This window comes from Micromonospora sp. NPDC051924 (genome assembly GCF_055586005.1).
The window spans coordinates 60,377-78,230 of sequence record NZ_JBVJJA010000014.1 but is presented as its reverse complement, the minus strand read 5'-3'; the positions used below and the strand labels follow the sequence as shown (position 1 = coordinate 78,230).

General features: G+C 72.1%; 18 protein-coding genes. 4 read left to right on the top strand and 14 right to left on the bottom strand.

The window, feature by feature from the left end; all coding sequences use genetic code 11:
• Positions 1–12: 12 nt before the first annotated feature.
• From ACZ6S5_RS13810 to ACZ6S5_RS13800, 3 genes are all read right to left on the bottom strand, one after another.
• On the bottom strand, positions 13–1,071 hold the full coding sequence (locus ACZ6S5_RS13810; RefSeq protein ID WP_466000426.1) for a PhoH family protein: 1,059 nt from the start codon (positions 1,069–1,071) through the stop codon (positions 13–15).
• 130 nt (positions 1,072–1,201) lie between these two features.
• Positions 1,202–2,578: a serine hydrolase domain-containing protein gene (locus tag ACZ6S5_RS13805; RefSeq protein WP_466000424.1), complete on the bottom strand. Its 1,377-nt coding sequence runs from the start codon at positions 2,576–2,578 to the stop codon at positions 1,202–1,204.
• A gap of 21 nt (positions 2,579–2,599) precedes the next feature.
• Entirely contained in the window at positions 2,600–2,950 is a 351-nt protein-coding gene (locus tag ACZ6S5_RS13800) for a histidine triad nucleotide-binding protein (RefSeq protein WP_466000422.1), read from the bottom strand.
• A gap of 46 nt (positions 2,951–2,996) precedes the next feature.
• Between ACZ6S5_RS13800 and ACZ6S5_RS13795 the strand changes: the two genes are divergently transcribed.
• Complete coding sequence (locus ACZ6S5_RS13795; RefSeq protein WP_466000420.1) at positions 2,997–3,758, top strand: SDR family NAD(P)-dependent oxidoreductase; 762 nt, start codon at positions 2,997–2,999, stop codon at positions 3,756–3,758.
• A gap of 182 nt (positions 3,759–3,940) precedes the next feature.
• Here ACZ6S5_RS13795 and ACZ6S5_RS13790 read toward each other — a convergent pair whose 3' ends face one another.
• From ACZ6S5_RS13790 to hrcA, 3 genes are all read right to left on the bottom strand, one after another.
• The gene (locus ACZ6S5_RS13790; protein ID WP_466000419.1) at positions 3,941–4,675 is read right to left on the bottom strand and encodes a 16S rRNA (uracil(1498)-N(3))-methyltransferase; all 735 of its coding nucleotides are present in this window, start codon (positions 4,673–4,675) and stop codon (positions 3,941–3,943) included.
• A gap of 1 nt (position 4,676) precedes the next feature.
• On the bottom strand, positions 4,677–5,819 hold the full coding sequence (gene dnaJ / locus ACZ6S5_RS13785; RefSeq protein WP_466000417.1) for a molecular chaperone DnaJ: 1,143 nt from the start codon (positions 5,817–5,819) through the stop codon (positions 4,677–4,679).
• A gap of 73 nt (positions 5,820–5,892) precedes the next feature.
• Positions 5,893–6,915 (bottom strand): heat-inducible transcriptional repressor HrcA, encoded by a 1,023-nt coding sequence (gene hrcA, locus ACZ6S5_RS13780; protein WP_466000415.1) that lies wholly within the window; start codon positions 6,913–6,915, stop codon positions 5,893–5,895.
• A 193-nt stretch (positions 6,916–7,108) separates the two neighbouring features.
• Between hrcA and ACZ6S5_RS13775 the strand changes: the two genes are divergently transcribed.
• Positions 7,109–7,750 (top strand): DUF4870 domain-containing protein, encoded by a 642-nt coding sequence (locus ACZ6S5_RS13775; protein WP_466000414.1) that lies wholly within the window; start codon positions 7,109–7,111, stop codon positions 7,748–7,750.
• Between the two features lie 38 nt (positions 7,751–7,788).
• Here the strand turns inward: ACZ6S5_RS13775 and hemW are convergent, their stop codons facing one another.
• Positions 7,789–9,012 (bottom strand): radical SAM family heme chaperone HemW, encoded by a 1,224-nt coding sequence (gene hemW, locus ACZ6S5_RS13770; RefSeq protein WP_466000412.1) that lies wholly within the window; start codon positions 9,010–9,012, stop codon positions 7,789–7,791.
• 19 nt (positions 9,013–9,031) lie between these two features.
• Here hemW and ACZ6S5_RS13765 point away from each other — a divergent pair, with 19 nt between their 5' ends.
• Together ACZ6S5_RS13765 and ACZ6S5_RS13760 are read left to right on the top strand one after the other, a co-directional pair.
• On the top strand, positions 9,032–9,817 hold the full coding sequence (locus ACZ6S5_RS13765; protein ID WP_466000411.1) for an enoyl-CoA hydratase-related protein: 786 nt from the start codon (positions 9,032–9,034) through the stop codon (positions 9,815–9,817).
• 104 nt (positions 9,818–9,921) lie between these two features.
• Positions 9,922–10,785, top strand: a complete 864-nt coding sequence (locus ACZ6S5_RS13760) for a hypothetical protein (RefSeq protein WP_466000409.1) — start codon at positions 9,922–9,924, stop codon at positions 10,783–10,785.
• A gap of 48 nt (positions 10,786–10,833) precedes the next feature.
• Here the strand turns inward: ACZ6S5_RS13760 and ACZ6S5_RS13755 are convergent, their stop codons facing one another.
• The 7 genes from ACZ6S5_RS13755 to lepA all read right to left on the bottom strand — a co-directional run bounded on the left by ACZ6S5_RS13755 (position 10,834) and on the right by lepA (position 17,847).
• The gene (locus ACZ6S5_RS13755) at positions 10,834–11,478 is read right to left on the bottom strand and encodes an MOSC domain-containing protein (RefSeq protein ID WP_466000407.1); all 645 of its coding nucleotides are present in this window, start codon (positions 11,476–11,478) and stop codon (positions 10,834–10,836) included.
• A 42-nt stretch (positions 11,479–11,520) separates the two neighbouring features.
• Positions 11,521–12,351 carry a carbohydrate ABC transporter permease gene (locus ACZ6S5_RS13750; RefSeq protein ID WP_466000406.1) on the bottom strand — a complete coding sequence of 277 codons (831 nt, stop codon included), beginning with the start codon at positions 12,349–12,351 and terminating at the stop codon, positions 11,521–11,523.
• Entirely contained in the window at positions 12,348–13,334 is a 987-nt protein-coding gene (locus tag ACZ6S5_RS13745) for a carbohydrate ABC transporter permease (RefSeq protein ID WP_466000404.1), read from the bottom strand. The genes ACZ6S5_RS13750 and ACZ6S5_RS13745 overlap by 4 nt, the downstream gene beginning before the upstream one ends.
• Positions 13,331–14,623 carry a sugar ABC transporter substrate-binding protein gene (locus ACZ6S5_RS13740; RefSeq protein WP_466000402.1) on the bottom strand — a complete coding sequence of 431 codons (1,293 nt, stop codon included), beginning with the start codon at positions 14,621–14,623 and terminating at the stop codon, positions 13,331–13,333. Before ACZ6S5_RS13740 ends, ACZ6S5_RS13745 begins: the two co-directional genes overlap by 4 nt.
• Before the next feature lie 222 nt (positions 14,624–14,845).
• On the bottom strand, positions 14,846–15,127 hold the full coding sequence (locus ACZ6S5_RS13735; RefSeq protein ID WP_466000401.1) for a GlsB/YeaQ/YmgE family stress response membrane protein: 282 nt from the start codon (positions 15,125–15,127) through the stop codon (positions 14,846–14,848).
• A gap of 246 nt (positions 15,128–15,373) precedes the next feature.
• Complete coding sequence (locus ACZ6S5_RS13730) at positions 15,374–15,655, bottom strand: GlsB/YeaQ/YmgE family stress response membrane protein (RefSeq protein ID WP_466000400.1); 282 nt, start codon at positions 15,653–15,655, stop codon at positions 15,374–15,376.
• A 314-nt stretch (positions 15,656–15,969) separates the two neighbouring features.
• On the bottom strand, positions 15,970–17,847 hold the full coding sequence (gene lepA / locus ACZ6S5_RS13725; protein ID WP_466000398.1) for a translation elongation factor 4: 1,878 nt from the start codon (positions 17,845–17,847) through the stop codon (positions 15,970–15,972).
• Positions 17,848–17,854 lie beyond the last annotated feature (7 nt).

Genomic DNA, 17,854 nt, shown 5'->3' with positions numbered 1-17,854 from the left:
TTCCTCTGGTGGTTAGCGGCGCCGGCCGGCGCGGCCGCCCTGGGCGGTCCGCCCCGGAACGGCGTGCACGCTCTGCGCCTGCTGGTTCTCCCGCTCGGCGTCCCAGCGGGCGTACGCGTCGACGATCTCGCCCACCAGCTTGTGGCGGACCACGTCGGAGCTGGACAACTGGGCGAAGTGCACGTCCTCGACGTTGCTCAGGATCTCCCGGACCACCCGCAGGCCGCTGGTCGTCCCGCCGGGAAGGTCCACCTGGGTGACGTCACCGGTGACCACGATCTTGGAACCGAAGCCGAGCCGGGTGAGGAACATCTTCATCTGCTCGGGCGTGGTGTTCTGCGCCTCGTCCAGGATGATGAACGCGTCGTTGAGCGTACGGCCTCGCATGTACGCCAGCGGCGCCACCTCGATGGTGCCGGCGGCCATCAGCTTCGGGATGGACTCCGGGTCGAGCATGTCGTGCAGCGCGTCGTAGAGCGGCCGCAGGTATGGGTCGATCTTCTCGTTCAGGGTGCCGGGCAGGAAGCCCAGCCGCTCCCCCGCCTCGACCGCCGGCCGGGTCAGGATGATCCGGTTGACCTGCTTGGCCTGGAGCGCCTGGACGGCCTTCGCCATGGCCAGGTAGGTCTTGCCGGTGCCGGCGGGGCCGATGCCGAAGACGATCGTGTGCTCGTCGATCGCGTCGACGTAGCGCTTCTGCCCGAGCGTCTTGGGGCGGATGGTGCGGCCGCGCCGGGAGAGGATGTTGAGCGTCAGGACCTCGGCGGGCCGCTCGGTGCTGCCCTGCTCGAGCATGCCGACGGTACGCCGCACGGCGTCAGTGGTCAGGGTCTCGCCTTTCTCGATGAGTTCGAGCAGCTCACTGAAGAGACGCTCGGCGAGGGCGTTGTCCGCGGGCGCACCGGTGATGGTGATCTCGTTGCCCCGCACGTGGACGTCACTGTTGACCGAGCGTTCGACGAGGCGGAGGATCTCGTCGCCCGCGCCGAGCAGGTTCACCATGATCTTCTGGTCGGGGACCGTGATCCTGGTCTGCACCCGGGGCGGGCCGGGAGGTGGGGTGCCGGTCATAGGTCGGGCCGTCGGGCCCTACGCCACCTGCTCTCGATCTCGGCGCCGGGCCCTGCTGGCGCGGCGGTCGTGACATCCATCGTATCGTTCCAACACCGCCCGCAACTCGCCCATTTCCGCCGGTAGGAGATCAACTGCCGGTTCGGAAGTCGTACCCGTCGAAGGTCTCCTGGTGGCGGCTCAAGCGGTAGGTGGCCCAGTGCATCCGGACGACCACGCCGCGCTCGTCCCGGGTCAGCCGGAGCAGCTCGCCCACCTCCCGGCCGGACACGGTGCGGAACACGTCCAGCCGGTCCGGCAGCGGGGCGAACACCGCCGGCGGCTTACCGGCCGGGTCGTCCGCGCCGCGGGCCCGCAGCGTCCCGTCGTGCCAGGAGAAGACGTACTCGAAGCCCTCGCCCCACCAGCGGCCCAGCACACCCCGCAGCTGCGCCGGGGCGGCCGGGCCGGGGCGCCACGGCTCGATCTCGGCCGGGTCGTGCTCGGCGGCGGCGGCGAGCAGCCGGTGCGTCAGCTCGAACACGTCCGTGCCGGTGCCCGAGGAGCCGAGCACGGCGCAGCCCATCGCGCCGGCCGTGCCGTCCCCGCCCCGACGGCCGTAGACGGCGGCCAGGAAACCGGGCATGGCCCCGTCGTGCCCCACGTGCACCACCCGTCCCGGCTGCGGCACCAGGATCAGCCCGAGCCCGAAACCGGCCGCCCAGAGCGCCTCGTCGGTAGTGGTGAGCGGCCAGCGCATCTCGTCCAGGGTGCCCGGGGCGAGCACCGCGCCGGCCGGGTCGAGCGCGGCCGGGTCGGCCAGGAACGCCGCCCACCGGGCCATGTCCGTCGCGGTGCTCCAGAGCTGCGCGGCCGGGGCCACCGCGCCGAAGTCGGTCGGCGGCTCCGGATGCGCCTCGTCGGAGTACGCGTCGACCAGGAACCCGGTGGCGGCCCGCTCCCCCGGCGTCGGGCCGGTGGCGGCCAGCCCGAGGGGGGCGAGCACCCGGTCGGCCAGCACCTCGGCCCAGGTGCCGCCGCGCAGCCGGGCGACCAGCTCGCCGAGGAGCGCCATGCCGAGGTTGGAGTAGTGGTAGCGCCGCCCGGTGGGCAGCACCCGCTCCACCCGGGCCAGGTCGGCGAGCAGCTGCGCGACGTCGGGCGCGCGCAGGGTGTCCCAGACGTCGCCGTGCGGCTCGCGTTGCAGGCCCGCGGTGTGCGACAGCAGCCGACGTACGGTCAGCTCGCCGTGCGCCGGCAGCTCGAGGTGCCGGCCGATCGGGTCGTCCAGGTCGAGCAGCCCGTCGTCCCGGCACTGCATGACCAGCACCGAGGTGAAGGTCTTGGTGACCGAGCCGATCCGGAACACCGTCTCCGGGACGAGCGGGGTGTCGTTGCCGGTTTCGCCGGCCGTGCAGGTCCAGAGCGGCCGGTCGGCCCGGTGCAGGGCCGCCGAGACCGCCGGGATCCGGCCCTGGGCCTGGGCCTGCCGCACCATCCGGCCGAGCCGGTCATGCACCGTGATCATGAGGGCAGTCTAGGGACGGCGTCAGCGGCACAGCATCGGACCGAGCGGGGCACCGCCGAGCAGGTGCGCGTGCGCGTGGAAGACCTCCTGGCCGCCGTACGGTCCGGTGTTGAACATCAGCCGGAAACCGTCGCCGGTCACCCCCTCCTCCTCGGCCACGACGGCGGCGGTGGCGAGCACCTCACCGGCCAGTCCCGGGTCGGCCTCGGCGAGGGTGGCCACGTCCGCGTAGTGCTCCTTCGGGATCACCAGCACGTGGACGGGCGCCTTGGGGTCAATGTCCCGGAAGGCGAGGGTGGTGTCGGTCTCGCGCACGATGGTGGCCGGGATCTCACCCGCGACGATCCGGCAGAACAGGCAGTCGGTTCCCATCGGGGCATGGTAAGTGCCGCGACGGCGGTCCGGCATGATGTGCCGCGTGACTTCTCGGGCGGTACTGGTGACGGGGGCCTCGCGCGGCATCGGGCGCGCGGTGGCGCGGGCGTTCGCGGCGGGCGGGGACCGGGTGGCGATCCACCACCGGGACTCGGCCGAGCTGGCCGAGGCGCTCCGGGCGGAGCTGCCCGGCGAGGGGCATGTGGTGGTCCGCGCCGACCTGGCCGACCCGGACGCCGTCCGCGCCATGGTCGACGCGGCCGCCGAGCGCCTGGGCGGCCTGGACGTCCTGGTCAACAACGCCGGCGTGTACGGGCCCCGGGACCTCCCCCACCCGGTCTTCGGCAACACCTACGAGCAGTGGCGCGAGCAGTGGCGGCTGGTGCTGGAGACCAACCTGACCGGCGCCGCCAACGTCACCTGGTGCGCCGCCCAACACATGCGTGGGCGCGGTGGGCGGATCGTCAACGTGTCGTCGCGGGGGGCCTTCCGCGGCGAGCCGGAGCAGCCCGCGTACGGGGCGAGCAAGGCGGGGTTGAACGCGCTCGGGCAGTCCCTGGCGCTCGCCCTGGCGCCCTACGGCATCGCCGTGGCGACCGTCGCGCCGGGCTTCGTCGAGACGGACATGACGACCACGCACCTCAGCGGCGAGCGGGGCGCGGCGATCCGCGCCCAGTCCCCGTTCAACCGGGTGGCCCGCCCCGAGGAGATCGCCGCCGCCGTCCACTGGCTGGCCAGCCCCGAGGCCGAGTGGGCCTCCGGCACCATCGTCGATCTCAACGGCGCCTCCTACCTGCGCAGCTGACCGCCCCCTCCCTACGGCCGCCCGCCGGCCGGGAACAGGCCGAACGGGCCGGAAACAGGCAGGGCGGACGCTCACCGGGGGGCCGGCCCGGCACCGTGCCGGTCGTCGCCGCGTCCTGCGCGGCCGGCCGGCCGCGCAGGACGGAAACCGGTGGGCTCAGGGCCGAACGGGAGCCTGGCCGGTCACCAGCGGGACAGGCGGGTGGCGAGGACGCTGAGCGCGGCGACGCCGGCGGTGGAGGTGCGCAGGACCGCGGGGCCGAGGCGGACGGGGCGGGCGCCGGCCTCGCGGAACGCGGCCAGCTCCGGGTCGGCGATGCCACCCTCCGGGCCGACCACCAGCACGATCTCGCCGGTCTCCGGCAGCTCGGCGGTGGTCAGCCGCTCCTGCGCCTCCTCGTGCAGCACGAACGCGGCGGCCGCCCCGGCGAGCCGGCGCGCGACGGTGGTCGTGGACTCGTCGGGCGTGCCGGCCACCACGGGCAGCCACGCCCGGCGGGCCTGCTTGGCCGCTTCGCGGGCGGTGGCCGCCCACTTCTCCCGGGCCCGTACGCCCCGGTCACCGCGCCACTGCACCACCGAGCGGGACGCCGACCAGGGGACGATCTCGTCCACCCCGACCTCGGTCATCGCCTGCACGGCCAGCTCACCCCGGTCGCCCTTGGCGATGCCCTGCACCACCACGAGCCGGGGCACGGACGCGTCGACGTACCCCCGGGAGGTGACCCGCAGGTCGAGGGTGCCCTTGCCGACAGCGTCGACCACGGCGGCGGCCGTGCCGCCCCGGCCGTCGGCGAGCAGCAGCTCCTCGCCGACGCGCAGCCGCTGCACGGTGGCCGCGTGGTGCCCCTCCGGGCCGTCCAGGGTCAGCCGGTCGCCGGTGGGCAGCGCCTCGACCAGGAACAGCGGCGCCGACACCTCAGGCGTGCCCGTTGAAGGCGTCGCGCATCCGGGAGAAGAAGCCGCCCTGCTTGGTCAGCTCGGCGACCTCCTCGCCCCGGGTCTTGGCGAACTCGCGCAGCATCCGCTCCTGCTCGGCGTCGAGCTTCGTCGGAGTGCGCACGTCCAGGTGGACGTAGAGGTCACCCCGGCCGGTGCCGCGCAGGTGCGGTACGCCCCGGGCGCGCAGCCGCAGCGTGCTGCCCGGCTGGGTGCCGGTCTTGACGTCGACCGTCTCCTCGCTGTCCAACGTCTTGATGGTCAGCCGGGTGCCCAGCGCGGCGGCGGTCATCGGCACGGTGACCCGGCAGTGCAGGTCGTCGCCCTTGCGGGAGTAGACGTCGTGCGGCCGCTCGTGGATCTCCACGTAGAGGTCGCCGGCGGTGCCACCGCCCGGGCCGACCTCGCCCTGCTGGGCCAGCCGGATCCGCATGCCGTCCTCGACGCCCGCCGGGATCTTGACGGTGAGCGAGCGGCGGGTGCGCACCCGGCCGTCGCCGGCGCAGGTCGGGCAGGGGTGCGGGATGGTGGTGCCGTAGCCCTGGCAGACCGTGCACGGCCGGGCGGAGACCACCTGGCCGAGGAAGGTCCGCTGCACCGACTGCACCTCGCCCCGGCCGCCGCACGCCTCGCAGGTGGCCAGGTGGGTGCCGGCCGCGGTGCCCGCGCCGGAACAGGTGGTGCAGAGCACCGCCGTGTCCACGGTGATCGGCGCCTCGACGCCGAACGCGGTCTCGTTGAGGTCCAGCTCCAGCCGCAGGATCGCGTCGGCGCCCGGCCGGGTACGCGGCCGCGGCCCGCGCGCTCCGCCGGCCGCGCCGCCGAAGAACGCGTCCATGATGTCCTGGAAGCCGACGAACGGGCCGGTGCCGCCCGGACCGCCCGGACCGGCGCCCCCGCCGCCCGGGGCGAGCGGGTCGCCGCCCAGGTCGACGATCTGCCGTTTCCGGTCGTCCGACAGGACCTCGTACGCGGCGTTGATGTCCTTGAACTTCTCCTGTGCCTCCGGGTCCGGATTCACGTCCGGATGGAACTGCCGCGCCAGCTTGCGGTAGGCGCGCTTGATCTCGTCGTCGGAGGCGTCCCGGCTGACGCCGAGAATGCCGTAGTAGTCCCTGGCCACTGCGTTCGGTGTCCTCGTGTTTCGTCTCGCGTTGCGCCGCGCCGGCCGCAGGTCGGCCGTCGGCCCTGACTGGTCAGTTCTGGGCCAGCAGTTCGCCCACGTAGCGTGCCACGGCCCTCACCGTGGCAATGGTGCCGGGGTAGTCCATCCGGGTCGGCCCGAGCACCCCGAGCCCACCCACGATGGTGCTGCCCGGGCCGTACCCGGTGCTCACCACCGAGGCGGCGCGCAGGTTGTCGATCTCGTTCTCGTCGCCGATCAGCACCCGGGTGGTGCTCGGCTCGGCCTCACCGATCAGCTTGAGCAGCACGACCTCCTCCTCGAGCGCCTCGAGGATCGGGCGCAGCGAGCCCTGGAAGTCGAGCAGGCCGCCCCGGGTGAGGTTGGCCGTGCCGGCCAGCGCGATGCGCTCCTCGTGCCGCTCGACCAGCGTCTCCAGCAGCACGGTGGAGAGCGTGACCATGGCCGGGCGCAGCTGCGGCACGGCCTCGTCGACCAGCGCCTGGACCAGCGGCGGGGTCTCGGACAGCCGGGTGCCGACCAGCTTCTCGTTGACCAGGCGGCGCAGGTCGGTGACGTCGTCGGCGGGGATCGGGCCGGGCATCTCCACCAGCCGCTGCTCGACCCGGCCGGTGTCGGCGATCATGACCACCATCAGCCGGGTGGTGGAGATCGGCACCAGTTCCAGGTGGCGCACCTTGGAGCGGGCCAGGCTCGGGTACTGCACGACGGCGACCTGGCGGGTGAGCTGGGCCAGCAGCCGGACCGTGCGGTGCACCACGTCGTCCAGGTCGACCGCGCCGAACAGGAAGCGCTCGATCGCCCGGCGCTCGGCCGGGCTGAGCGGCTTGACCCGAGACAGCCGGTCGACGAACAGTCGGTAGCCGCGGTCGGTGGGCACCCGGCCGGCGCTGGTGTGCGGCTGCCGGATGTAGCCCTCCTCCTCCAGCACCGCCATGTCGTTGCGCACGGTCGCCGGGGAGACGCCCAACTGGTGGCGCTCGACCAGCGCCTTGCTGCCCACCGGCTCCTGCGTGGCGACGTAGTCCTCGACGATCGCGCGCAGCACGGCGAGCTTGCGGTCGTCGAGACCCATTTCCCCACCTCCTGATGCCGACTGGCACTCGACTGTAGCGAGTGCCAGTCTACGTCGGCGGACCCGCCGACGCGATGATCAGCGACGGACCCCGGGTGCGGCCCCGCGCACAGTCCGCCAGAGCCGTTCAGCCGGACATCGCGGGCGATGTCGCTCTGGTGCGCCCTTGCGTACCGGACCTACCGTGACGTCCATGACTGAACCTCCTCGCCCTCCCGGAGCGGGGGACTCCGGCGCCCAGCCGCCGGAGGCGACCCCGCCGTCGGCCCCGTACGGCTCGTCGTCGGCGGACGAGCCTCCCACCGCACCACTGTCCGGGGCACCGGGCGGGGGCGGCTATCCCCCGCCCGGTGACTCTCCGCCGCCCTCCGGCGGCCAGCCCCCGTCAGGCGGCTACCCGCCCCCTGGTGGCTACCCCCCGCCGGGCGGCCAGCCCCCGCCGGGTGTCGGGTACCCGACCGGCGGCGCGTACGGCGCGCCGACCGGCTACGCGAACAACGACGACAAGACCTGGGCCCTGGTCGCGCACTTCGGCGGCGCGGCCGGGATGTTCGTCGGCGGCGGGGTGCTGGGCTGGGTGGCCCCGCTCATCGCCCTGCTCGCCCGCGGCAACCAGTCGCCGACCGTCCGCGCACACGCGGTCGCCGCGCTGAACTTCCAGCTCATCTGGTCGATCATCGCGCTGGTCGGCTGGATCCTCGCCTGCATCCTGATCGGTTTCGTGATCGGTCTCGGCGCGATGCTCGTCGGCATCATCTTCGGCGTGCTCGCCGGGGTGAAGGCCAACGAGGGGCAGCTCTACCGCTACCCGATGTCGGCCAGCCTGATCAAGTGACCCCGGCCCGGCCGGCTTCCGGGCCGGCCGGGTCCCGGTCAGGACACCAGGTCGCGGACCACCGCGTCGGCCAGCAGCCGGCCGCGCAGGGTGAGCACGGCCCGGCCGGCCGCGTACCCGTCGGCGTCCAGCAGGCCGTCGGCCAGGGCGCGGTCGGCCGCCGCCCGCCCCGCCTCGTCCAGCACGTCCAGGGGCAGGCCGGAGGCGAGCCGCAGCCGCAGCATCACGTCCTCCATGTGCGCCTCCGCCGGGGTGAGCAGCTCCCGGGCCAGGCCGGGTGACTCCCCCGCCGCCAGGCGCTGCGCGTACGTGGTGGGGTGCTTGACGTTCCACCAGCGCACCCCGCCGACATGACTGTGCGCCCCGGGGCCGAGGCCCCACCAGTCCGCGCCGGTCCAGTAGAGCAGGTTGTGCCGGCACCGGGCCGCCTCGGAGCGGGCCCAGTTGGAGACCTCGTACCAGGAGAAGCCGGCCGCGTCGAGGGCGGCCTCCGCGGCCAGGTAGCGGTCCGCCGCCACGTCGTCCGAGGGGTACGGCAGCTCGCCCCGGCGCATCCGCGCGGCCAGCCGGGTGCCGTCCTCCACGATCAGCGCGTACGCGCTGACGTGGTCGACGCCCGCCGCGACGACCTGCTCCAGCGAGGCGGCGAAGTCCGCGGCGCTCTCCCCCGGGGTGCCGTAGATCAGGTCCAGGTTGACGTGGTCGAAACCGGCGTCCCGCGCCTCGAGGGCGGCGGCGGCGGCCCGCCCGGCGCTGTGCTGCCGGTCGAGGATCGCCAGCACCCCGGGCGCGGCGGACTGCATGCCCAGCGAGATCCGGGTGTAGCCGGCCGTCCGCAGCGTCTTCAGCGACTCCGGGTTGACCGACTCCGGGTTGGCCTCGGTGGTCACCTCGGCGTCGGCGGCCAGCCCCCAGGTGCGGTCGATGCCGTCGAGGATCCGGGCCAGGTCGTCGGGCGGCAGCAGGGTGGGCGTGCCGCCGCCGACGAAGACGGTGTCCACCCGCGGCGGCGGGGTGTCGCCGAGCACCCGCCCGGCCAGTGCCAGCTCGGCCAGCACCGTGTCGGCGTACGTCTCCCGGCTCGCCCCACCGCCCAGCTCGGCGGCGGTGTACGTGTTGAAGTCGCAGTAGCCGCAGCGGCTCGCGCAGAACGGGACGTGCACGTACACGCCGAAGCCGCGGGCGCCGACGGCGCGGCGGGCGGCAACGGGCAGCGATCCGTCGCGCGGGACGGATTCACCTTCTGGAAGAGCGCCGGGCATGGCCACTAGTGTGCCCGGCATGACCTCTCCGGACGCTCTCGTGCGGGTCGCCACGGCCCGTGGGGTGACCACCCTCACCCTGGACAGCCCGCACAACCGCAACGCGCTCTCCACCCCGCTGATGACCGAGCTGCTGGCCGGGCTGGCCGCGGCGGTCGCCGACGACGCGGTCCGGGCGATCGTGCTGGACCACACCGGGCCGGTCTTCTGCTCCGGGGCCGACCTGAAGGAGACCGCCGCCGCGTACGCCAGCGGCACGGTGCCCGCCGGGATGCTCGGCGACGTGCTGGTCGCGGTCCGGGAGTGCCCGAAGCCGGTGCTGGCGAAGGTGGCCGGGCCGGCGCGGGCCGGCGGGCTGGGCCTGATCGCGGCGGCCGACCTGGCGGTCTGCGCGGAGGAGGCCACGTTCGCCTTCACCGAGGTCCGGATCGGGGTGATCCCGGCGGTGATCTCGGCGACCGTGCTGCCCCGGCTGCACCCCCGGGCCGCCGCCGAGCTGTACCTGACCGGCGACACCTTCGACGGCCACCGGGCCGCCGAGATCGGCCTGGTCACCGCGGCGGTGCCGGCCGACGGGCTGGACGCCGCGGTGGCGCGCTACTGCGCCTCGCTGGTGAAGGGCGCGCCGGGGGCCCTCGCCGGGACCAAGGAGCTGCTGCGCCGGCCGGCCGCCACCGACCTGCGCACGGAGATCGCCGAGTTGGCCGCCCTCTCCACCGGGTACTTCCTGTCCGAGGAGGGCCGGGAGGGTGTCCAGGCGTTCCGCGAGAAGCGGCCCGCCGCCTGGGTGCCCGCCGAAGACTGAGAGCACCGGCGCGTGGTCGGGCGGTGACGGAGCGGGAGGCAGCCGGTCGGCCGACCCGATCCGCCCATCCGGGCACGTAGTCTTGCGGACTGTCGGGACAGGAGGTGCGGGTGCGAACCAGGGTGGCGATCGTGGCGGCCGGGGTGGCGGTGTGCGTGCTGGCCCTGCTCGGCGTCTGGTTCGTGGCCAGGCAGTTCGGGCAGCCGCTGCGGCTGCCGATGGCCAGCCGCACCTGCACCGTCCAGGCCGACGGGCGGGTCGTGCTCGGCGCCGACCAGATGGCCAACGCGGCCACCATCGCGGCCATCGGCGTGCAGCGGCAGATGCCCGAGCGGGCCGTGGTGGTGGCGCTGGCGACCGCGTACCAGGAGTCGCACCTGCGCAACATCGCGCACGGCGACCGGGACTCGCTGGGGCTGTTCCAGCAGCGCCCGAGCCAGGGCTGGGGCACCCCGCAGGAGATCCGCGACCCGCGCTACGCGGCGAACAAGTTCTACGCCGCGCTGAAGAAGGTCAAGGGCTGGCAGAAGATGCGGGTCACCGAGGCCGCCCAGCGGGTGCAGCGGTCGGCCTACCCCGAGGCGTACCAGAAGTGGGCGGACGAGGCCGAGGTCCTCACCCGGGCCCTGCTCGGCGACGCGACCGGCGCGGTGGCCTGCACGGTCGGACCGACGCCGACGATGCGTGGCCCGGCCGCCGCGACCGCGCTGGTGCAGAACCTGGTCCTTGACTGGGGCCTGCCCGGTCTCACCGCGCCGACCGACCTGACCGACTTCACGCTGCCCGCCGCGGACAGCCGGATCGGCTGGCGGTACGCCCACTGGCTGGTCTCGCACGCCGACGACCACGGGGTGAAGCGGGTCCGCTTCGGCGGCCTGGAGTGGACCGCCGAGCACGGCACCTGGGACAAGGTGAAGAACGGCGACGCACCGGCCCAGGTGAGCGCGGAGGTCTTCGCCGCGACCTGATCCGGCCGGGCCCTCGGCCGACCGGTCCGGGGCCGCGCCGCGGGCGGCTCAGGCGGGGGCGACGCCGAGGCGACGGCGGACCTTCTCCCGGACCGCCTCGGGCAGCTCCGGCACGTCGAAAAGGGTGGGCAGCAGCTCGGGCTCCAGCGTGGTGGCCCGGAACACCTGACCGATGGTGACCCCGTGCGCCGGGCGGTCCACCACCTCGACCGGGTCGCCGGCGCCGACCTCGCCCTCCCGCAGCACCCGCAGGTAGGCTCCCGGCGCGGCCCGCACGGTGAACCGCTTGATCAGGTCGGGCACGCCCCAGAACCCGGCGAAGGTGGTGCACGGCGTGCGCGGCTTGGTCACCTCCAGCAGGGCGGTGCCGACCGCCCAGCGCTCGCCGATCACCGCGCCGGTGACGTCCACCGCGTACGTGGTCAGGTTCTCGCCGAAGGCGCCCGGCCGCAGCGACCGGCCCAGCTCGGCGGCCCACCAGCCGGCGTCCTCCTCGGCGTACGCGTAGACCGCCTGGTCGGGCCCACCGTGGTGGGCCCGCTCGCCGATGAAGTCGCCTTCCAGGCCGGCGAACCGGACCGCCACCCGGCCACCGGCCGGTCGCTTGTCGATCCCGCTGCGGCCGCTCGGGTCGCCCGCCCACTCCGCCTCGGTCACCACGGCGAGGTTCACCGCCGCCAGCCTGCCCGTCATGGCGGTCAGCCTAGTGGGACGGGCCGTCCGGACCGCCGACGGTCAGCCCTTGACGGCACCGGCCACCAGTCCGGAGACCATCCGGCGCTGGACCAGCAGGAAGAACACGATCACCGGCAGGGTGAACAGCGTGGAGGCGGCCATCACCGAGCCCCACGCGGTGTCGTCCCGCCCGAAGAAGAAGGTCATCGCCACCGGCAGGGTGTACTTGTGCTGGTCGTTCACGAAGGTCAACGCGAAGATCAGCTCGTTCCAGGCGGTGATGAAGGAGAAGATGCTGGTGGCGACCAGCCCGGGGGCGACCAGCGGGAAGAGGATCCGGCGGAAGGTCTGGGCCCGGCTGGCACCGTCGATCGCCGCCGCCTCCTCCAGTTCCTTCGGCACCGCGGCCACGAAGCCACGCAGCATCCAGACCGCGAACGGCAGGGAGAAGCCGAGGTACGTCAGGATCAGGCTGGGCAGGGTGTTGTAGAGCCCAAGCCGCTGGATCATCAGGAAGAGCGGGATGACCAGCGCCTCCAGCGGGATCATCTGCACCACGAGCAGCAGGATCAGGAACGTGGTGCGCAGCCGGAACCGGAACCGTGCCACCGCGGTCGCGGCCAGCAGCGCGACCAGCCCGCTGAGCAGCACGGTGGCCACCGCGACCAGCACGCTGTTGAGGAAGAAGTCGGTGAAGGTCACGCCGGGGATGAGATTCCCGGTGAGGATCTCCCGGTAGTGCTCCAGGGTCGGCTTCGCCGGCACCGGGCGTGGCGTGGCCGAGAAGATCTCCCGGTTCGGCTTCAGCGAGGTGGCGACCATCCAGTAGACCGGGAAGGCCGCGAAGAGCGCGACCAGCAGGCCGGCGGCGTTGAGGGCGATCTTTTTCACGACTCGTCCTCCTGCCGGAGCACCATGCGGACGTACAGGGCGGTCACGACGAGCAGGATCAGGGTGAGGATGACCGCGATCGCCGAGCCGAGGCCGTACTTGGGCGGGGGCGAGAACGCCTCCGCGTACGAGTAGATCGACAGCATGAAGGTCGAGCGGTCCTGGGTGCCGCCGGCCAGCACGAACTGCTGGGTGAAGACCTTGAAGTCCCAGATGGTGGAGAGCACCACCAGGATGCCGAAGACCGGGCGCAGCATCGGGAAGGTCACCGACCAGAACACCCGCCACGGCCCGGCCCCGTCAACTCGGGCGGCCTCCTGAAGCTCGCTCGGCACGCTCTTGAGCCCGGCCAGCACGCTCACCGCGATGAACGGGAACGAGTGCCAGACCACCACCAGGGTGAGGATCGCGAAGAAGAGCAGCGGGTCGTTGAACCAGCCGTAGCCGGTCCAGTCGCTGCGCCCGAAGAGCGCCGTCGACAGCCCGTCCGGGAGCTTGTTGAACAGCCAGGTGACCAGGCCGCTGGTGTCGTCGAAGATCCACTTCCAGACGATGGTGCCGGTCAGCGCCGGGGTGGCCCAGGCCAGCATCACGCAACTGGCCACGAAGGTGGCCATCTTCCGGCCCAGCCGGTTGAGCAGCAGCCCGACCAGGGTGCCGAGGATCATGGTGAGCACCACGTTCGCCACGGCGAAGAGCACGGTGTTGCGCAGCACCGTACGGAAGAACGGGTCGCCGAGGATCTGCGCGTAGTTGGCCAGGCCGACCCACGGCCACTCGCGGTCCCCCCGTAGCTGCCGGACGCTGTTCAGCTTGTAGAAGGACATCATCACGACCTGGCCGAGCGGCCAGAGCAGCAGCACCGCGATGATCGCCAGACAGGGCAGGAGCAGCAGGTACGGGAGGCGGTCCACGCGACGGCGCCGCCGCGCGGGGGTCTCCCGCGCGGCGGCTTCGCCGGGGCTCTTGGTCAGTAAGCTCACTTGCTGTTCAAGATGCCTTCCATCTCGGTGGCCGCGTCGGCGGTGGCCTTCTCGACCGTCTTCTGACCCTTGATGACCGAGCTGTTCATCGCCTGGGTCACCGTCTTGGTCCGGCTGACCTCGACCCACTTCGGGGTGAGCGGGGTCAGCTTGGTGTTCTGCATGGCGGTGGCGAACGCGGCCATCACCTTGTCGTTGGCGTAGTTGCCGCCGCCGACCAGGTCCTGGTAGACCGGGAAGAAGCCGAGGCTGCTGGCGAACTCCTGGTCCTTCTGCTTGCTCAGCAGCACGGTCAGGTAGTCCCAGGCCAGGTCCTGCTTCTTGCTGTCCTTCCAGAGGGCGATGTCGGAACCGCCGGCGAAGGCCGGGGCCGGCTTGCCGTCCGGGCCGGGGATCGGGAACGTACCCCAGACCTTCTCGATGTCCGGGTTGTCCTTCTTCATCGCGCCGCCCTGCCAGCTACCGGCGAACGCCATGGCGGCCTTGCCGGTGGCGAACTGGGTCCGGGCGTCGACCTCGTTCCAGCCGGCGGCGGCCGGCGGGGCGACCTTGTGCACGGTCACCAGGTCGGTCCAGAACTTGACCGCCTTCTGCGCCTCCGGCGTGTTGTAGCCGGACTTCCAGGTGTCGCCCTGCTTGGTGGCGATCTCGGCGCCGGCGCCCCAGAGGAAGGAGTAGAACGGCAGCTCGGAGTTGCCGGGCAGGGCGATGCCGTAGGTGCCCGGCTTCTTGGCCTGGACGGTCTTGGCGACGGTGACCAGCTCGTCCCAGGTCGTCGGCGGCTTCACGCCGGCCTCGGCGAACCAGTCGGTGCGGTAGTAGACGGCGCGCACGCCGGCGTACCACGGGACGCCGTACTGCTTACCGTCGAGCTGGGCGTTCTTGACCAGCCCGGGGAGGATGTCCTTCCCCTCGGACCAGCCGTTGAACTTGCCCGAGACGTCGGCGAGGGCCTCCTGGGCCGCCCAGCCCTGGGTCTCGGTGTTGCCCAGCTCGGTGACGTCGGGGCCCTCCCCACCGGCGAGCGCGGCCTGGAACTTCTTCGGCGCCTCGAGCCAGGGGATGTACTGCACCACCACGTCGGTCTCGGGGTGCTTCTTCTTGAACTCCGCCTCGACGCTGTCGAGGAACTTGGTCTGGGCGTCGCCGCCCTCACCCATCATCCAGACCGTCAGCTTGCTGTTGTCCGCGGCCTTGTCGTCGTCCCCGGAGCCACCGCACCCGGCCAGCACCATCGCGGCCGAGGCCACGATGGCGGTGACCGGAACCAGCCGCTTCCACCTGTTCACGCCATATCTCCCTCGCGCCGCTTGGCACTAACCTTCTCCGCCGCACCTTAGTAGGAAAATTTCCTTTACAACAGGGGGTTCTCGCGACGGTCGGGCGAGGCGACCGTATCGCAGCCTGCCGCCCGGGCGGCAGGGGTGCCGTCCGGGCAGGTCAGGGGCGCACACGACAGCGGGCGCCCGACCAGGAGGTCGGACGCCCGCTCGGCGTTGCGGTGATGCGGGTCAGTAGCGCGAGACGCTCCGCCGACGGCCCACGCCGGCCACCAGGGCCACGGCGATGGCGGCCAGCACGACCTGCACCAGCAGCTCCATCCAGTCGACGCCCTTGGTGGCGGTCGCGATACCCAGGGCCCGGGCCAGCACGGTGCCGAGCAGCGCGGCACCCACGCCGATCAGCATGTGCAGCCAGATCGGCATGTTCTGGCGGCCCGGAACGACCAGGCGACCCAGAGCGCCGACGATCAGACCAACGATGAGCGCGGTGATGATGCCCGTGACGGTCATGGTCGTTCTCCTCCTCGAAAGATGTGTCACACGGGGGTCGTGTGTTCGCTGTCGTGACCGCTAAGTTCCCGACCCGCCGAAAACCCAAACCGACTTCGGTGATGAACTGGACCGAACCTCGCTGGCCTGCGCTTTCCCCCGACCGCAGCCATCCTGGGGGCGGCGCACCGACGGAATCGTGAGCGCGCACGCCAGCGGGCGCCCGACCCGGAGGTCGGACGCCCGCTCAGCGTTCAGGGGGTGGGGTCAGTAGCGCGAGACGCTCCGCCGACGACCCACGCCGGCCACCAGGGCCACGGCGATGGCGGCCAGCACGACCTGCACCAGCAGCTCCATCCAGTCGATACCGGAGGTCTCGGTCGCGATACCCAGGGCCCGGGCCAGCACGGTGCCGAGCAGCGCGGCACCCACGCCGATCAGCATGTGCAGCCAGATCGGCATGTTCTGGCGGCCCGGAACGACCAGGCGACCCAGAGCCCCGACGATCAGACCAACCACCAGCGCGGTAAGAATGCCCCAGACGGTCACGGTCGTTCTCCTTTGAAGTAGGTTCACACCTTCTGTGTGGTTCCTGTCGTGACCGGTAAGTTCCCGAGCCGCCGAAAACCCAAACCGACTCATCGAGCAACACCTGTCCCGGGCGTCCGGGCGCCGCTGCGTCGATTTCCGTCCGAAGCAGACGATCGCGCAGGTCACCAGGGATGCGGTCGGAATCCGGGGGCGGGCGTCGGCGGCGGAAAAATTCCTTCCCGGTACGCGGAAACGGCCGGCGCCCCGTCGCCGCGACCCGGCACGGGTCGTCGCGAGCGGAGCGCCGGCCGTCACGTCGGCGTCGGGCGGACCTACTTCTTGCCGGGGGCCTTGGCGTCCCCGGAGTCGGAGGAGAGCGCGGCGATGAAGGCCTCCTGCGGGACCTCCACCCGGCCCACCATCTTCATCCGCTTCTTGCCTTCCTTCTGCTTCTCCAGCAGCTTGCGCTTCCGGCTGATGTCACCGCCGTAGCACTTGGCGAGCACGTCCTTGCGGATGGCGCGGATGGTCTCCCGGGCGATCACCCGGCTGCCGATGGCGGCCTGGATCGGCACCTCGAACTGCTGGCGCGGGATCAGGGTGCGCAGCTTCGCGGCGATGGTGGTGCCGTAGTTGTACGCCTTGTCCTTGTGCACGATGGCGCTGAACGCGTCCACCGGCTCGCCGTGCAGCAGGATGTCCACCTTGACCAGGTCGGACGACTGCTCGCCGGAAGGCTCGTAGTCCAGCGAGGCGTAACCCTTGGTGCGGCTCTTCAACTGGTCGAAGAAGTCGAAGATGATCTCCGCGAGCGGGAGGGTGTAACGCAGCTCCACCCGGTCGGCGGAGAGGTAGTCCATGCCGAGCAGGCTGCCCCGGCGGCCCTGGCACAGCTCCATCACCGCGCCGACGTAGTCGTTCGGCGTGAGCACGGTGGCCCGCACCGTCGGCTCGTACACCTCGGCGATCTTGCCGGTGGGGTACTCGCTCGGGTTGGTGACCACGATCTCCTGACCGTCCTCGGTAATGGCCCGGTAGACCACGTTCGGGGCGGTGGAGATCAGATCGAGGTTGAACTCCCGCTCCAGCCGCTCCCGGATGATCTCCAGGTGCAGCAGGCCGAGGAAGCCGCAGCGGAAACCGAAGCCCAGGGCACCCGAGGTCTCCGGCTCGTAGACCAGCGCGGCGTCGTTCAGCTTGAGCTTGTCCAGCGCCTCGCGCAGGTTCGGGTAGTCCGACCCGTCGATCGGGTAGAGCCCCGAGTAGACCATCGGCTTCGGGTCCTTGTAGCCGCCGAGCGCCTCCTTGGCCGGGTTGCCGTTGATGGTGACCGTGTCACCGACCCGGGACTGCCGGACGTCCTTCACGCCGGTGATCAGGTAGCCCACCTCGCCGACGCCCAGCGCGTCGGCCTTCACCATCTCCGGCGAGATGACGCCGATCTCCAGCAGCTCGTGGACCGCGCCGGTGGACATCATCTTGATCCGGTCCCGGGCGCCGATCCGGCCGTCCACCACCCGGACGTAGGTGACCACGCCGCGGTAGACGTCGTACACCGAGTCGAAGATCATCGCCCGGGCCGGGGCCTGCGCGACACCGACCGGGGGCACGAACTGCCGGACGATCTCGTCGAGCAGGTGCGGCACGCCCTCACCGGTCTTGCCGGAGACCTTGATGCAGTCCGCCGGGTCGCCGCCGATCAGGTGGGCGAGTTCCTCGGCGTACTTCTCCGGCTGGGCGGCCGGCAGGTCGATCTTGTTGAGCACCGGGATGATGTGCAGGTCGTTCTCGAGGGCCAGGTAGAGGTTGGCCAGGGTCTGCGCCTCGATGCCCTGGGCGGCGTCGACCAGCAGGATCGCGCCCTCGCAGGCGGCCAGGGACCGGGACACCTCGTAGGTGAAGTCGACGTGGCCCGGGGTGTCGATCATGTTCAGCACGGCGGTCTCGCCGGCCCGGTCGCCCTCCCGAACGGTCCACGGCATGCGGACGGCCTGGCTCTTGATGGTGATGCCGCGCTCGCGCTCGATGTCCATCCGGTCGAGGTACTGCGCGCGCATCTGCCGGGGGTCGACCACGCCGGTGAGCTGCAGCATCCGGTCGGCCAGGGTCGACTTCCCGTGGTCGATGTGGGCGATGATGCAGAAGTTCCTGATGCGCGCCGGGTCGGTGGCACCAGGAGCGTTCGCGCCGGGATCGAGCGTCGGTGGCACAGCGGTC

Coding starts and splice junctions, on each gene's coding strand:
- hrcA (WP_466000415.1), bottom strand. CDS start 6,915: ATGGGTCTCGACGACCGCAAGCTCGCCGTGCTGCGCGCGATCGTCGAG.
- ACZ6S5_RS13805 (WP_466000424.1), bottom strand. CDS start 2,578: ATGATCACGGTGCATGACCGGCTCGGCCGGATGGTGCGGCAGGCCCAG.
- ACZ6S5_RS13810 (WP_466000426.1), bottom strand. CDS start 1,071: ATGACCGGCACCCCACCTCCCGGCCCGCCCCGGGTGCAGACCAGGATC.
- ACZ6S5_RS13755 (WP_466000407.1), bottom strand. CDS start 11,478: ATGACGGGCAGGCTGGCGGCGGTGAACCTCGCCGTGGTGACCGAGGCG.
- ACZ6S5_RS13735 (WP_466000401.1), bottom strand. CDS start 15,127: ATGACCGTCACGGGCATCATCACCGCGCTCATCGTTGGTCTGATCGTC.
- ACZ6S5_RS13765 (WP_466000411.1), top strand. CDS start 9,032: ATGACCTCTCCGGACGCTCTCGTGCGGGTCGCCACGGCCCGTGGGGTG.
- hemW (WP_466000412.1), bottom strand. CDS start 9,012: ATGCCCGGCGCTCTTCCAGAAGGTGAATCCGTCCCGCGCGACGGATCG.
- ACZ6S5_RS13800 (WP_466000422.1), bottom strand. CDS start 2,950: ATGGGAACCGACTGCCTGTTCTGCCGGATCGTCGCGGGTGAGATCCCG.
- ACZ6S5_RS13775 (WP_466000414.1), top strand. CDS start 7,109: ATGACTGAACCTCCTCGCCCTCCCGGAGCGGGGGACTCCGGCGCCCAG.